At 69.7% G+C, this 14851-nt stretch carries 13 protein-coding genes; 1 reads left to right on the forward strand and 12 read right to left on the reverse strand.

Annotated elements, in window-relative coordinates; genetic code table 11:
• Nucleotides 1-79 precede the first annotated feature (79 nt).
• Complete coding sequence (locus tag ACFQ7Q_RS06140; protein ID WP_383550492.1) at nucleotides 80-3979, forward strand: DNA-directed RNA polymerase subunit beta'; 3900 nt, start codon at nucleotides 80-82, stop codon at nucleotides 3977-3979.
• Nucleotides 3980-4049: 70 nt separating this feature from the next.
• Here the strand turns inward: ACFQ7Q_RS06140 and ACFQ7Q_RS06145 are convergent, their stop codons facing one another.
• From ACFQ7Q_RS06145 to ACFQ7Q_RS06200, 12 genes are all read right to left on the reverse strand, one after another.
• Nucleotides 4050-4313, reverse strand: coding sequence for a hypothetical protein (locus ACFQ7Q_RS06145; RefSeq protein WP_383550494.1), 264 nt, complete (start codon nucleotides 4311-4313; stop codon nucleotides 4050-4052).
• Nucleotides 4300-4533: a hypothetical protein gene (locus ACFQ7Q_RS06150; RefSeq protein ID WP_383550496.1), complete on the reverse strand. Its 234-nt coding sequence runs from the start codon at nucleotides 4531-4533 to the stop codon at nucleotides 4300-4302. Before ACFQ7Q_RS06150 ends, ACFQ7Q_RS06145 begins: the two co-directional genes overlap by 14 nt.
• A gap of 13 nt (nucleotides 4534-4546) precedes the next feature.
• Complete coding sequence (locus ACFQ7Q_RS06155) at nucleotides 4547-5458, reverse strand: peptidoglycan-binding protein (RefSeq protein WP_383550498.1); 912 nt, start codon at nucleotides 5456-5458, stop codon at nucleotides 4547-4549.
• 72 nt (nucleotides 5459-5530) lie between these two features.
• Nucleotides 5531-5968 carry an ATP-binding protein gene (locus ACFQ7Q_RS06160; RefSeq protein WP_383550500.1) on the reverse strand — a complete coding sequence of 146 codons (438 nt, stop codon included), beginning with the start codon at nucleotides 5966-5968 and terminating at the stop codon, nucleotides 5531-5533.
• Nucleotides 5969-6009: 41 nt separating this feature from the next.
• Nucleotides 6010-6639, reverse strand: a complete 630-nt coding sequence (locus tag ACFQ7Q_RS06165; protein WP_383550502.1) for a hypothetical protein — start codon at nucleotides 6637-6639, stop codon at nucleotides 6010-6012.
• Entirely contained in the window at nucleotides 6639-7739 is a 1101-nt protein-coding gene (locus ACFQ7Q_RS06170; RefSeq protein WP_383550504.1) for a hypothetical protein, read from the reverse strand. The genes ACFQ7Q_RS06165 and ACFQ7Q_RS06170 overlap by 1 nt, the downstream gene beginning before the upstream one ends.
• A 10-nt stretch (nucleotides 7740-7749) precedes the next feature.
• Complete coding sequence (locus tag ACFQ7Q_RS06175) at nucleotides 7750-8892, reverse strand: hypothetical protein (protein WP_383550506.1); 1143 nt, start codon at nucleotides 8890-8892, stop codon at nucleotides 7750-7752.
• A gap of 52 nt (nucleotides 8893-8944) precedes the next feature.
• Nucleotides 8945-10159 (reverse strand): hypothetical protein, encoded by a 1215-nt coding sequence (locus ACFQ7Q_RS06180; RefSeq protein WP_383550508.1) that lies wholly within the window; start codon nucleotides 10157-10159, stop codon nucleotides 8945-8947.
• Nucleotides 10160-10199: 40 nt separating this feature from the next.
• On the reverse strand, nucleotides 10200-11399 hold the full coding sequence (locus ACFQ7Q_RS06185; protein WP_383550510.1) for a hypothetical protein: 1200 nt from the start codon (nucleotides 11397-11399) through the stop codon (nucleotides 10200-10202).
• Nucleotides 11400-11436: 37 nt separating this feature from the next.
• Nucleotides 11437-12360: a phage distal tail protein gene (locus ACFQ7Q_RS06190; protein ID WP_383550512.1), complete on the reverse strand. Its 924-nt coding sequence runs from the start codon at nucleotides 12358-12360 to the stop codon at nucleotides 11437-11439.
• 28 nt (nucleotides 12361-12388) lie between these two features.
• Nucleotides 12389-13642, reverse strand: coding sequence for a tape-measure protein (locus ACFQ7Q_RS06195; protein WP_383550514.1), 1254 nt, complete (start codon nucleotides 13640-13642; stop codon nucleotides 12389-12391).
• The gene (locus ACFQ7Q_RS06200) at nucleotides 13639-14841 is read right to left on the reverse strand and encodes a phage tail protein (protein ID WP_383550516.1); all 1203 of its coding nucleotides are present in this window, start codon (nucleotides 14839-14841) and stop codon (nucleotides 13639-13641) included. Before ACFQ7Q_RS06200 ends, ACFQ7Q_RS06195 begins: the two co-directional genes overlap by 4 nt.
• Nucleotides 14842-14851: the final 10 nt, after the last annotated feature.

Raw genomic sequence — 14851 nt, forward strand, 5'->3', positions numbered from 1 at the left:
CAGCAATGAGCCCCCGGCCGGCCCCAGGACCCCCGTTTCAGACCCCAAGACTTACAACCCTGAGAGGGATTGACGCATAGTGCTCGACGTCAACTTCTTCGATGAGCTCCGGATCGGTCTGGCCACCGCTGACGACATCCGTCAGTGGAGCCACGGCGAGGTCAAGAAGCCCGAGACCATCAACTACCGCACGCTCAAGCCCGAGAAGGACGGACTCTTCTGCGAGAAGATCTTCGGTCCGACCCGGGACTGGGAGTGCTACTGCGGCAAGTACAAGCGTGTCCGCTTCAAGGGCATCATCTGTGAGCGGTGTGGCGTCGAGGTCACCCGCGCCAAGGTGCGCCGTGAGCGGATGGGCCACATCGAGCTCGCCGCCCCCGTCACCCACATCTGGTACTTCAAGGGCGTCCCGTCGCGTCTGGGATACCTGCTGGACCTCGCGCCGAAGGACCTCGAGAAGGTCATCTACTTCGCCGCGTACATGATCACGTTCGTGGACGACGAGCGTCGTACGCGTGACCTGCCCTCGCTGGAGGCGCACGTCTCCGTCGAGCGTCAGCAGATCGAGAACCGTCGCGACTCCGACCTGGAGGCCCGCGCCAAGAAGCTCGAGACCGACCTGGCCGAGCTCGAGGCCGAGGGTGCCAAGGCCGACGTGCGCCGCAAGGTGCGCGAGGGTGCCGAGCGTGAGATGAAGCAGCTGCGCGACCGTGCGCAGCGCGAGATCGACCGTCTCGACGAGGTCTGGAACCGCTTCAAGAACCTCAAGGTCCAGGACCTGGAGGGCGACGAGCTCCTCTACCGCGAGCTGCGTGACCGCTTCGGCACGTACTTCGACGGTTCGATGGGTGCCGCGGCGCTGCAGAAGCGCCTGGAGTCCTTCGACCTGGACGAGGAGGCCGAGCGCCTCCGCGAGATCATCCGTACCGGCAAGGGCCAGAAGAAGACCCGTGCGCTCAAGCGCCTCAAGGTCGTCTCCGCGTTCCTGCAGACCGCGAACAGCCCCAAGGGCATGGTTCTCGACTGCGTGCCGGTGATCCCGCCGGACCTGCGTCCGATGGTGCAGCTGGACGGTGGCCGCTTCGCGACCTCCGACCTGAACGACCTGTACCGCCGCGTGATCAACCGCAACAACCGTCTGAAGCGTCTGCTCGACCTCGGTGCCCCCGAGATCATCGTGAACAACGAGAAGCGGATGCTCCAGGAGGCGGTCGACGCCCTCTTCGACAACGGCCGTCGTGGTCGCCCGGTCACGGGCCCCGGCAACCGTCCGCTGAAGTCCCTCAGCGACATGCTGAAGGGCAAGCAGGGTCGATTCCGTCAGAACCTGCTCGGTAAGCGTGTGGACTACTCCGCGCGTTCCGTCATCGTCGTCGGTCCGCAGCTGAAGCTGCACCAGTGTGGTCTGCCCAAGGCCATGGCGCTGGAGCTCTTCAAGCCGTTCGTGATGAAGCGCCTGGTCGACCTGAACCACGCGCAGAACATCAAGAGCGCCAAGCGGATGGTCGAGCGCGGCCGCACGGTCGTGTACGACGTCCTCGAAGAGGTCATCGCCGAGCACCCGGTTCTGCTGAACCGTGCGCCCACGCTGCACCGCCTCGGCATCCAGGCCTTCGAGCCCCAGCTGGTCGAGGGCAAGGCCATCCAGATCCACCCGCTCGTCTGCACCGCGTTCAACGCGGACTTCGACGGTGACCAGATGGCCGTCCACCTGCCGCTCTCCGCGGAGGCGCAGGCCGAGGCCCGCATCCTGATGCTGTCCTCGAACAACATCCTCAAGCCGGCCGACGGCCGTCCGGTCACGATGCCGACCCAGGACATGGTCCTCGGTCTGTTCTTCCTGACCACCGACGGTGAGCTCCGTGACACCAAGGGCGAGGGCCGCGCGTTCGGCTCCACGGCCGAGGCGATCATGGCGTTCGACGCCGGCGAGCTCGCGCTGCAGTCGCAGATCGACATCCGCTTCCCGATCGGCACCGTTCCGCCGCGCGGCTGGGTTCCCCCGGTCGCCGAGGAGGGCGAGCCGGAGTGGCAGCAGGGTGACTCGTTCCGTCTGCGTACGTCGCTGGGCCGCGCGCTCTTCAACGAGCTGCTGCCCGAGGACTACCCGTTCGTCGACTACTCGGTCGGCAAGAAGCAGCTCTCCGAGATCGTCAACGACCTCGCCGAGCGCTACCCCAAGGTCATCGTGGCGGCGACGCTCGACAACCTGAAGGCGGCGGGCTTCTACTGGGCGACCCGTTCCGGCGTCACCGTGGCCATCTCGGACGTTGTCGTCCCCGAGGCCAAGAAGGCGATCGTCAAGGGCTGGGAAGAGCAGGACGAGAAGGTCCAGAAGCAGTACGAGCGCGGTCTCATCACCAAGGAAGAGCGCACTCAGGAGCTCATCAACATCTGGACCAAGGCGACCAACGAGGTTGCCGAGGCGATGAATGCGAACTTCCCCAAGACGAACCCCATCTTCATGATGGTTGACTCGGGTGCCCGAGGAAACATGATGCAGATGCGGCAGATCGCCGGTATGCGTGGTCTGGTGTCGAACGCCAAGAACGAGACGATTCCGCGTCCCATCAAGGCGTCCTTCCGTGAGGGTCTCTCCGTCCTCGAGTACTTCATCTCGACGCACGGTGCCCGTAAGGGTCTGGCCGACACCGCCCTGCGTACCGCCGACTCGGGTTACCTGACCCGTCGTCTGGTGGACGTCTCGCAGGACGTGATCATCCGCGAGGAGGACTGCGGCACCGAGCGCGGTCTGAAGCTGCGGATCGCCGAGAAGGGTGCCGACGGCATCCTGCGGAAGACGGACGACGTCGAGACCTCCGTGTACGCGCGGATGCTCGCCGAGGACGTCGTCGTGGACGGCAAGGTCATCGCGCCGGCCAACGTCGACCTGGGTGACGTGCTCATCGACGCCCTCGTGGGCGCCGGCGTGGAGGAGGTCAAGACCCGCTCGGTCCTGACCTGTGAGTCCGCCGTCGGTACCTGTGCCTTCTGTTACGGCCGTTCGCTGGCCACCGGCAAGCTGGTCGACATCGGTGAGGCGGTCGGCATCATCGCCGCCCAGTCCATCGGTGAGCCCGGTACCCAGCTGACGATGCGTACCTTCCACACCGGTGGTGTGGCCGGTGACGACATCACCCAGGGTCTGCCCCGTGTCGTCGAGCTCTTCGAGGCTCGTCAGCCCAAGGGTGTCGCCCCGATCTCGGAGGCGGCCGGCCGCGTCCGTATCGAGGAGACCGAGAAGACCAAGAAGATCGTCGTCACCCCCGACGACGGCAGCGACGAGACGGCGTTCCCGATCTCGAAGCGTGCCCGTCTGCTGGTGGGCGAGGGCGACCACGTCGAGGTGGGCCAGAAGCTCACCGTGGGTGCCACCAACCCGCACGACGTGCTGCGGATCCTCGGTCAGCGCGCGGTCCAGGTCCACCTGGTCGGCGAGGTCCAGAAGGTCTACAACTCGCAGGGTGTGTCGATCCACGACAAGCACATCGAGATCATCATCCGGCAGATGCTGCGCCGTGTGACGATCATCGAGTCCGGCGACGCGGAGCTGCTGCCGGGCGAGCTCGTCGAGCGCTCGAAGTTCGAGACCGAGAACCGTCGTGTGGTCACCGAGGGCGGTCACCCCGCCTCCGGCCGTCCGCAGCTGATGGGTATCACCAAGGCCTCGCTGGCGACGGAGTCCTGGCTGTCGGCCGCCTCCTTCCAGGAGACGACCCGAGTCCTGACGGATGCGGCGATCAACGCCAAGTCCGACAGCCTCATCGGCCTCAAGGAGAACGTCATCATCGGTAAGCTCATCCCGGCCGGTACGGGTCTGTCCCGCTACCGCAACATCCGGGTCGAGCCGACCGAGGAGGCCAAGGCCGCGATGTACTCGGCCGTCGGCTACGACGACATCGACTACTCGCCGTTCGGCACCGGCTCCGGCCAGGCCGTTCCGCTGGAGGACTACGACTACGGTCCGTACAACCAGTAAGTAGTGCGAACCGAAGGGCGGCACCCCGACACCGGGGTGCCGCCCTTCGGCGTGTTCGGGACAAGAGGGGCTAGCGGCCGGCCAGCTCCCAGACCGCGAGCATCAGGCCGGCGCTCGCCGTCAGCGCGGCGATGCTGGTGAGCGGCCAGCGGGCGCGCTCCAGCGCGTCCAGCCGGGACTCCATGTCGGCGAGTTGCTTGTCCGTCTGGTCACTGCGCTGCACGAGCAGCGCCAGCGAGCCGTCGACACGGGCGAACCCGGCCTCCAGCGTGCCGCGGAGCCGCTCCAGTTCGACGGCGACGGTGACCGGGTCGTGCTGTTCAGGCTCGGTCATCGGCCGCTCCCGAGGTGGTGCGCAGCCAGGCGGGGAGCAGCCTCTGGACGGCCGGGACCGCCATCACCCGGGTGAGGGCTCCGGCGGCGGCGAGCGCTCCGGCGACCCAGGGGAGGGTGGCCGGGAGGCCGGAGGCGTCGACGACCGCGGGGAAGACGACGGCGAGGGCGACGGCGGACTGCAGAACGGTACGGGCGGTGCGCTTGGCGGCTTCGGACATGGGGGTGTGCTCCTTACTTGGTGTACGGGACCTTGAGCGCGTTCCAGGACATGGCGCCCGGCCAGCCGTCGGCGTCGGAGCCGCTGAAGCCGAGCTTGCGCTGCCACTTCGCGTAGCTGCGCCGGTCGGCCTCGCTCCAGCGGGGGGACGGGCCCGTGGCGTAGGCGGAGCAGCCCTCGGCGACGAGGCGGCGGCCCATCGCGGTGACGATCGGGGAGCTGGGGTTCGTCTTGAAGAACGAGGTGCCGGGGAAGGGCTGGTAGCGCGGGGCGGCCGGCTTCTGCGCGGCCGGCTGCTGCTTGGCGGGGGACGCGGCGAGCCGCTTCTGGACGCGGTCCCGCATCCCCGGCATGCCGAAGCCGCGCGGATCGCTCTTCCAGTCGGACCATTCGAGGTGTCCGATGACGGACTTGGCGCCCCAGCCGTGGGCGCGGCAGATCGCGGCGGACGCCCGCTCGATGGCGTCGAGCTGGGCGGCCGGCCAGGGGTCGGTGCCGTCGCCGAGGTTGATGCACTCGAAGCCGTAGAAGCGGGTGTTGCCGTCGACGGCGCCGGCGCTGCCCTGGTGCTCGTGCGGGGCCGGCGGCCGGTCCCCGTAGGTCTCGGTGATCACGGCCTGGAGGACGGACGGGTCGCCGCCGCCCGCGTGGTTGGCGCGGCCGTTGCCGACGAGATGGACCGTGCCGTCCTTGGCGATGACGCCGTGGCAGAGCGGGCCGGGCAGGCCGTCGTAGCCGTTGTAGCAGAGCTCGACGGAGGAGGCGGTGCCGCTGGAGACGGTGTGGTGGATCATCACGCCGTTGACGGGCCCCCAGGGGCCGGCCTGGTTGCGGTTGTGGGTGCGCCAGCCGTCGTGCTCGACGACGGTGACGCCCTCGGCGCGCAGGGCGGCGAGGAGCTGATCGGCGGTGAGGGGAGTGGCCATGGTGTCCTCCAGATGTGCGGGGGCATGAAAAAAGCCCGCGCGGGGGCGGGCGTACGGGGCGGGGCGCGGCTCTTACGGCGCCGGTGCGGGGCTCGGTTCCGGTTCCGGCTCGGGCTCCGGTTCCGGGGCGGGGGTCGGGGTGGGCGCCGGTGCGGGAGCCCAGGTCGCGCAGAGGGCGGCGTAGGCGGCGCGGCGGGTTTCGAAGTCGGCGAGTGCCGCCGCGACGGCCTGCTGGACGGCGGCCGGGTCGGGGACGACCGGGGCGCTGTCCGGCGGGTCGACGACGACGAGGCCGTAGCCGCGCAGGGCGGCGCCGGTCCCGTCGTGCTCGTCGACCTGGGCGGTGACGTAGACCGCGGGGTAGGCGCCCGTCAGCTGGTCGGGTTCCAGCGGGCCGCCGAGGGTGTTGTCGTAGACGCGTACGTCGATGTCGTGGCCGCCGTCGGTGACGGTGGCCCGCCCGGCGTAGTCGATGGAGACGCCCCAGGGCTGGGTGGGGTCGATGGGCATGGTGGGCTCCTCGGGGTTCGGCTCGGTCGGCTCGGTTCGGGTCAGCTCTGGGTGCCGTACATCAGTGCGGGCTGGGCGTAGACGGTGCCACCGCTGCTGACCATGGCCTGGACCTCCACCCTCAGGAGCGAGCCGAAGCGGGCGGTCATGTCGGTGGTGACGAAGCCGCTGTGGTCGAAGGCGTTGGGCGCGGTCACGGTGGGCCCCCAGACGGCGCCGTCGACGAGTACCCGTACCGATCCGGTGGCGCCGCTGCTGACCTTGGTGTCCAGGATCAGCCGCATCCTCGGCTGCCAGATCGGGTTGTGGGACCGCGCGATCGTGGTCCATCCGGTGGCGGTCGTGGAGAGCCAGCGCGCGGAGTTGAGGTCCTGGGGCGTCAGCATCGCCAGCCAGGGCCTGGCGATACCGCCGGTGACCACGTCGTCCGAGAAGATCTCGTGGTTGTACGCGTCGTTGATCCGCACCACGGGGCGCGTGGTCGTCGGCGTGCTGCTGCCGATCTGGAGGAGCGTGCTGATGGTGCCGTCGGGGTTGGTCCGCTTCACGGTGAGCGCGCCGTCGGCGATGTCGTTGAGGGCGGGGCGTGTGTTCACGGCGGTGGACAGGGCCTGGATCCGGCGTTCCATCTGGGTCAGCCGGTCGATGATGTCCTCGGGCAGCTGGGCCATCACGCCTCCTCGAGATAGAGCTCTGCGGTGTCGGGGCGGCCGCGCTCCGGGGGACTGACCTTCACGCCGATGATGCGGTAGCGGCGGTCGAGACCCTCGGAGTGCCACTCGTCGGTGATCCGGATCCGGGCGGTGCGGCCGAGGAGCGCCGGCGGAACGATCCCACCGAGCCGGATGCTGATCGCGGGGATCAGCACGGAGCCGGCCGCCTGGGCGAGGTTGGCGGCGGCCAGCGAGTCGAGGGTCTTGGTGTCGCTGACCTCGTTGTGGTCCGACGACAGGTCGATCAGCGGCCAGCCACCGTTGAGCAGGGCGGTGTTGACCTTCTCCGCCGACATGGTCGGCCGGGACTCGGCGGCGGCGTTGGAGTTGGCGGACGCGCCGCGGGCCAGGGCGGTGGTGCCGCCGCGGGTGGCGTCGTCCGGGAAGGAGTACGACAGGATGGCGCCGGGCCGGTCGAAGATCATGTCGGTCGCGCCGGTACGGATCTTCGGGTGGCCGAGCCTCAGCTGACGGATCCGGGTGCCGGTGACCGGGTCGCGGTAGACCAGGATCTGCTGCTCGAAGCCGTTCTCCTGGGCCGCGAGTTGGTCCAGCGCCTCCTGGTAGACAGTCTCGTCGCCGAGCCGCCAGGACGCCGTCCGCAGGACACCGGAGGTCTCGTCGCCGATGTCGATGCCGCTGCGGCCGAGCCCGTTCTGGACGTCCGTCCACAGTCTGCGGGCGATGGTCAGCTGATCCGTCGGCGTGGCGTACGTGACGTCGGTGCGGATGCGGCGGCGTGTGGCGTACGAGTCGAAGGTGGCGGCCTGGACCCCCAGGGTGAGCACCCCGCGTCCGCTTGACTGCAGCGTGGTGGTCCAGATGATGCCGCCCCACCACAGGTCCCCGCCGCGCTCCAGGTAGACGGTGGTGCGGCCCGCCTGGATCTTGCGGACCCGGTCGGCGATGTCCCGGTCGGGGACGGGCACGGTGCCGGACAGGGAGCCGGCCTTGCCGATGTAGTCGTCGAACTGGACGTCCCGCAGCGGCAGGATGTCGATGGTCTGGTCGGTGAACAGGTCGCAGAAGATCGCCCGGTAGGGCGTGTCGAGAGCCATCGCGTACCCCTTACTGGACGAAGGTGGCGGTCGTGCGGAGGAACTTGCCGGCGGTCAGCACTCCGTTTCCGGACCACGTCCGCAGGTACACCGACCCGTTCGACTGGAACGTGACGGACCCCGAGCCGTAGGCGTCGTTGCCGATGGCGTCGAAGTCGTTCGCCGGCCGCCAGCCGGCCGGCAGGGTGCCCAGCAGCTCGTCGGGGGTGAGGTTGCCCGCGCTCGTGGCGGTGAGGTCGGCTCCGCTGCGGGTCACGGTCATGGAGACGGTGACCACGCCTCGGGTCCTGCGCGCCACGAAGCCGGACAGGGTCCAGCCGGTGGCCGCCGTCGCGCCCGCCGTGGTGGTCTCCACCTCCACGGGCGGCTGGTAGTTCACCCACGCGGCCCCGCTCCACCGCTGCAGGACTCCGTTGTTCTCCCGGAACTGCCCGGTGTAACCGCCGGTCGACAGCGTCCCGTTGGCCGCGATGCCGCCGATCTCCTTCGGGTAGGCGACCCAGGCGGTGCCGTCCCAGCGCTGCAGGAAGTGGGAGTTGTCGTTGTCCTGGTACTGGCCCGGGTAGGCGCCGGCCACGCCGGCGTTGTTGTAGACGGGCAGGATGCCGCCGGCGCTCACGACCGTCGTGCGCAGGTCGGTGACGACACCGCTGTCGGTCCAGCCGATGCCGCCCGTTCCCGCCGAGGCCCCGGGCTTCACCCTGACCGAGAAGAGCGTGAGCGAGAGCGTGGGCGGGGTGGGCGCCACCGGGGTGGCGCTCGCCTCGCCCCGGACGATCTCCACGGCCGCCTCGTACTTGCCGAGCACGTCGACGTCGTGGTCGTAGACGCGGACCACGACGAGGTCGATGCGCGTGTGCAGCGGATCGCCGTCGCCGAAAGTGAGGGTGAGGTCCTCGTCCAGGGCCACGGGGTAGGCGCCGTCGGTGGTGTCGCCCTGGATGACGGCCTTGCCGTGGTAGACGGTGGCCGTCATCGGTCCGCTGCCGCTCATCCACAGACCGCCGACCCGGAACTTGCCGTCGTACGTGCCGGGCAGGACACCGGAGCGGGAAGCGAGCGGGTTGGCGGGGGTGGTGGCGCCGAGGGAGGTGATACGGGTGTTCTGGCGGGTCTGCCCGGTGGGCATGAGCCAGCCGGAGCGTACGGGCATGGGGATCTCCTGGGGATGGGGGCGATCGGGCGGCCGCGTGACGGCTCGCGGCTCAGTACTGCGGCGTGACCTGGATGAAGGTGTTGTCGAACCACGCCCGCACGTTGGCGTTGGACGTCCGGTAGTACGCGGTCACGGTGTAGGTCGCGCCCGGCGTCAGGGTGTGCAGACGCTGCGTGCTGGACGCGGAGAACGCGTCCGTGGGGTCGGCCGACTTGGATGCGATCGCGGCGAGTTCGTCCTCCACCTCCCGGTGGACGGTGGCGCCCTGGGTGACGCGTACGCACATGTAGGCCGAGCTGGCGATGCCCGTCGTGCCGGAGACCAGGCTCAGCTCCATCCGCGAGCCGAAGGTGAGGATCGCCTGACGGGACTCCGGGGCGACGAAGGTCACCACCAGCGGGTTCGTCGTCCGCTCGACCAGCGTGTTCACGTAGGTCGTGGAGACGGTGTAGCCCGCGTCCAGCGAGTCGTTGAAGTACGGACCCGGGTACGCCGGCCGCCACGCCGAACCGTTCCAGCGCTGGAGCTGACCGCCCGCGGTGTCCCGGTACTGGCCCGTGTAGCTGGCCGTGAGCGTGCCCGCGCTGCTCGGGATGATGCCGCCGAGCGCCGACGGGTACGGCACCCACGCGCCGCCGTCCCAGCGCTGGAGCGCGCCGCCGGAGTCCTGGAACTGGCCCGGGTAGGCGCCCGGCAGGACCGGGCCCTCCACGGGGAGGATGCCGCCGACGGAGACGACCGGCGTGCGCAGGTCCTTCAGCGCGATGTTCCAGTTGATGCCGCCGTTGCCCGCGCTGACGCCTGCGGGCACCGTCACCTCGTACAGCGGAAGGCTGCGCGGCGGCGCGGCCGGGGCCTGCGGGGTCGGGTCGGCCTTGCCCTGGATGACCTCGACCACGGCCTCGTTGCGGTCGGGCCCGTCGTACAGCTTGTCGTAGATCTTGAGGACGACCAGGTCGATGCGGTTGTACTGGGCGTTGCCCGGCTCGAAGGTGACGGTCTCCGAGGCCGGCAGGGCCACCGGGTAGACGCCCTGGGAGATGTCGCCCTGGATGACGGCCCGGCCCTCGGAGACGGTCGCCGCCATGGCGGAGGCGCCCGTCATCCAGAAGCCGGAGAGCCGGAACCGGCCGTCGTAGGAGCCCGGCAGGATGCCGGAGCGGACCTGGACGGGGTTGACCGGGGTGGTCGCGCCGACCTGGGTCAGACGGGTGTCCTCGCGGGTCTGGCCGGTCTCGACGACCCAGCTGCTGCGCAGGTTCATGGGGTTCTCCAATCGGGGGAGGCGGGTGGGGAGGCCGGGGTCAGGACTTGATCCACTCGGCGGAGAGGGTGCAGGCGTAGCCGGAGCCGCCGAGGGTCTTCACCGCCGCGGTGTGGCTCTGGTATCCGGCGAGCTGGAGCGTGTTGCCGGCCGTCAGCTTCAGCAGGGCGTGGCCGCCGACGGCGACGGCGCCGTTGCCCGCCGGGGTGAGCCACGTGGCGCGCTGTACGCCGGAGCCGTTGACCACGACGCGGGCGCCGCGCATCCCGGTCTGGGCGTCGTTGGCCCAGACGGCGTGGGCCGAGACCCGCCACCAACCGGTGCGCGGCACGGTGTAGGTGTGGGTTCCGTTCCAGCCGGTCGCCTCGTCGACGTCGACCGTCGGCAGGTTGAGCGGGGTCCAGGTGCTCGGCGCGATGCTCTGGGCCTGGGTCGTCAGGGTCTGCGAGGCGCAGAAGAGAACGCTCGCGCTGCCCTGGGCGTACTGCCATGCCTGGCCGTCCCAGCGCTGCAGGACGCCGGAGTTGTCGCGGTACTGACCGGTGTAGCCGCCGGCGGTCGCCGTGCCGCTGGGCGCGATGCCGCCGAGCGCCCTGGGGTACGAGATCCATGTCGCGCCGTCCCAGCGCTGGAGGGTGGAGCCGGCGTCCCGGTACTGGCCGGCGTACGCACCCTTGAAGCCGCTCGTGGGCGTGATGCCGCCGAGCGCGACCACCGGCCAGTGCTGGGTGGCGACCCCGCCGGTGGTCCAGGCGATGCCGCCGGTGCCGGCCGAGGTGCCGGCCCGGACGGTCACCGTGTAGAGCGGGATCGTGCTGCCGGGGCCGCTGGCCGGGACGGCGGGAACGGCCTCCGCCTTGCCCTTGACCAGGCGTACGACGGCTTCCGTGGTTCCGGTCCTGTCGTACGCGTCGTCGACGACGGCCAGCTCGACCAGGTCGATCCGGTCGTACTGCGGGTCGCCGTCGTCGATCGTGAGCGTCTGCGGCGCCGAGGCGGCGACCAGGTAGGCGCCCTGGTCGGTGTCCTTGCCCTGGACGATCGCCCGGCCGGTGCCGATCGTGCACTGCATGGGCGCGGTCCCGGTCAGCGCGAAGCCGCCCGGCACGATGCCGGGGCGGGAGCGCAGCGGGGTCTCCTCGGCGCTCTGTCCGCTGGGCGTCAGCAGGGCGGCCAGGGCAAGGCGGGTGTCTTCGCGGGTCTGGCCGGTGGCCGTGAGCCAGGCGGCGGAAACGGTCATGGTGCACCTCTCTCTTCGAGGGTGGTCGGAGGGGCTGTCACCACTCGGCGCTGCGCCAGCGGACCGTCATCAGGGCGTCCTTGGTGGCTCCGTCGGGGCGGAAGGCCAGCTCGGTGCGGCCGGGCTCCAGGAGGAACAGCTCCTCGGGGCTGGAGTCGGCCATGGCGGTGTGGCGGCGGGAGGCGGTGTTGTTGAGGGTGACGGTGCCCGCGGCCGTGTCGACGACCAGCTGGTCGCCGGCCGCCAGGTCGATCGCGTACCGCAGCCGACGGCGGCTGGTCCGCTCGGTGACGGTCGGCATGGAGCACGGACCGCGGAAGACGATCACCGGATGGGTGGGTGCCGAGCCGCTGTTCACGGCGACGGCGTCGCCGGTGCTGGTGGCCTGGCCCCAGTCGAGCGGCCAGGTCAGCGGCCAGGTGAGGCCGGACTCGGGCTGGGGGGCGGTGGTGGTGGCGGTCTCCTCGTTGACGACGTACCGCCGTGGGTCGGCCGCGAGCCACTGGATGGACATCTTGGAGCTGCCCTGGGTGGCGAAGCCCTGGTCGGCGGGGATGACGCGCTGCGCGATCCGGGCTCGTACGGTGAGCAGTTCGCCGTGCAGACGGACGGTGAGCCAGCGCTCCTCGTCGAGCAGGGCGAGGGCCTGGCGCAGCGCGCGGATGGCGTCCGGCGCCTGGTTCCACTCCGGCATCAGCACGATCGTGCCGCCGACCTTGCGCGGTTTGGCGTACCGGGAACCGGGCCAGGCGCCGTGCGAGGTGGGGCGTTCGGCGTCGGAGGCGTCGTACTCGGGCAGGTCCTCCCAGCCGGTGAGACCGGAGCGGTCGACGGCGAACGGGGTGCCGGGGCCGATGAGAAGCCCGGCCCACTGGATCTGCCCGTCCTGGGTGATCAGTGAGCCGGGCGCGAGGTCGGCGGTGTAGGTGTTTCCGGCGTATGCGGTTGTGGTCTCGGCCATGGGGCCGTCACCTCACTTCGGATGGGTGTCAGGAGTGGGCGGTCGCGAGGAAGAGCAGGTCCTCGGCGATCGACCGGGGTCCGGCGCCGGGCTGTTCGTGGAACTCCCGTACGCGGTGCGGCGGCCGTGGGGCCTCCGTGAGGGCGGGGACGCGACGGTTCTCCAGCTGGGAGAGCGGGTCGATGCGGTAGTCGTCCGCCGTGCCGGGGAGGACGATGCCGCCCTCGGCGAGCATCGGGATCTTGTCGAGTTCGACGCCGAACTTCTTGCCGGTGAGGGGGATCTCGAAGCTGAGCTCGTTCAGACCGTCGATGATCCAGTTGGCGAAGGCGATGAGTCCGTTGATCGGGCCTTTGACGACGCCGATGACGGTGCTCAGGGCGCCCTTGACGAGGTCGCCGATGCCGCGCATGGCCCTGCTGACCGCGTCCTTGGCGGTGCGGAAGAAGCCGGGGATCCTGTCCGTGACGAAGGACAGGACCGGCTTCACGGCGCCCTTGATGCCGCCGATCGTGCGGGAGGCGATGGACCGCAGCGCGTGGGAGGCGGAGGAGACGGCGGAGCCGACCTTGGAGATGCCGCTGATGCCGGAGCCGATGGCCTTCAGGGCCGTGATGAAGAGGGTCAGATAGCCCTTGAAGTACGTCCCGACGGCCTTGCCGAGGGCCTTCATGATCGGCTGCAGGAACGTCCAGACCGCTTTGAAGCCCTTGAGGGCCTGCTCGAAGACCTGCCGGATGATCTTCTGGCCGGTCTGGGAGTTCACCGCGAGCTCGATGAGGTACGCGGCGATGGGCACGATGATGCCGACGAGGAAGCCGATCGGGTTGGCCCGCATGGCGACGTTGACGGCGATCATGGCGACCGAGGCGACGGTCATGACCGTTCCGTAGGTCTCCATCAGCTTGCCGATGACATCGGTGACCGGCAGCAGCGGACCGATGATCGCGAGCAGCGCGCCCACGCCGGTGCCGAGCTTGCCGGCCGCCGTCCTCGCCTTCCCGGCGGCGGTGCCGAAGCGCCGCACCCCGTTGGCGGGGCCGGCCTGCCGTATCCGTCGCAGGGACGTCGACGCGCCGGAGGCATGGGTGCCGAGGGTGCGTACGTTCGTCCCGGCGGTACGGACGGAGGTGGCGAACCCCTCCATGCCGCCGGCCACCCGTCCGACCTCCCGGGTGATCCGCTTCAGGGCGTCGCCCGCCTGGCCCGCGCTCTGCCGCAGGGAGGCCACCACCGGCGTGACGCTCCCGAACCGCGGCATGGCGAACGCGGCGGCACTCATCCGCGCGCCTTCGCCAGGTACATCAGTGCGTCCGCCGTCGACTGCGGGTCGCTCCCGCGGGACGCGTGGTAGTGCTCGATGTGCAGTCCGGCGCCGGCGCGGCCGCCCGCCTGCATCTGCGCCGACGCGCGGGCGCGCCGGGCGGTGAGGGCGAGCAGCCGGTCCAGCTTGGAGAGCGGGAGGACGGCCTCGGCCTCGCCGGCCTCGGCGAGGATCGCCGGGACACCGCCGGAGCGGGGCATGACGACACCACCGGTGGCGAGCATGGGGATGGTCGGGATGTTGACGCCGAAGGTCTTGCCGCCGACGACGGGCACCCAGCCGGGGACGCTGACCTTGACCCGGTTCAGGCTGCCGATCATCCGGTTGATCAGGCCGATGACGGCGTTGATCGGGCCGGACACCCCGCTCTTGATGCCGTTGAACGCCCGGGACGCGATGTCCTTGAGGCCGTTCCAGATGGACGACATCTTGTCCTTCACGGCCTTGAAGGCGTTCGGGATCGTCGTCTTGATCCAGTTGACCACCGGGGTGATCACGGCCTTGATGCCGTTCCAGACGGTCCGCACGACCGTCTTGATGGCGTTCATGACCGTGGTGATGACCGTCTTCCAGATCTTCACGTAGGTCTTGATGACGGTGGCGACGGCCTTGACGACGGTGGAGACGGCCTTCTTGATGCCGTTCCAGACCGTCTTGATCAGATCGCCGGCCTTCTTCATGATCGGGCCGATGGCCTTCATGACCGAGCTGATCACGGTCTTGATGGCGCTGAAGGCCTTCTTCATGATCGTCTGCATGGTCTTCGAGCGCATCGCCATCTCGACGATCTTCTCGATGAGCGGCATGAACAGCTCGATCAGACGGGCCAGGAAGTTGCCCTTCATGGACTTGTTGAGCTTGTCCTGGCCCTTGGCGGCCTTGTTGGCGCCGGATTCGAACTTCCCGAGCTTGGCGCCGGCGGACTGACCGGTCTGACCGGCCTTCTGCATGGCGCGCTCGGCCTGGTCCGAGGCGGTCCTGAGGTTCTTCAGCTGGGTGCCGGCGCCCTGGGCACCGGTCTTGAGGTTCTTGAGCTGACCGTTCGCCGTCCTGCCGGCGTCACCGACCTTCTTGACCGAGGTCGCGGCGCCGGATGCCTGCGTCTTGAGGGCGCTCAGGGACGTGGACGCGTTCTTCAGGGACCTGACGAGAGACATGGGTTACCTC

Source organism: Streptomyces sp. NPDC056527, from assembly GCF_042794475.1.
In the GTDB taxonomy this organism is placed as follows: domain Bacteria; phylum Actinomycetota; class Actinomycetes; order Streptomycetales; family Streptomycetaceae; genus Streptomyces.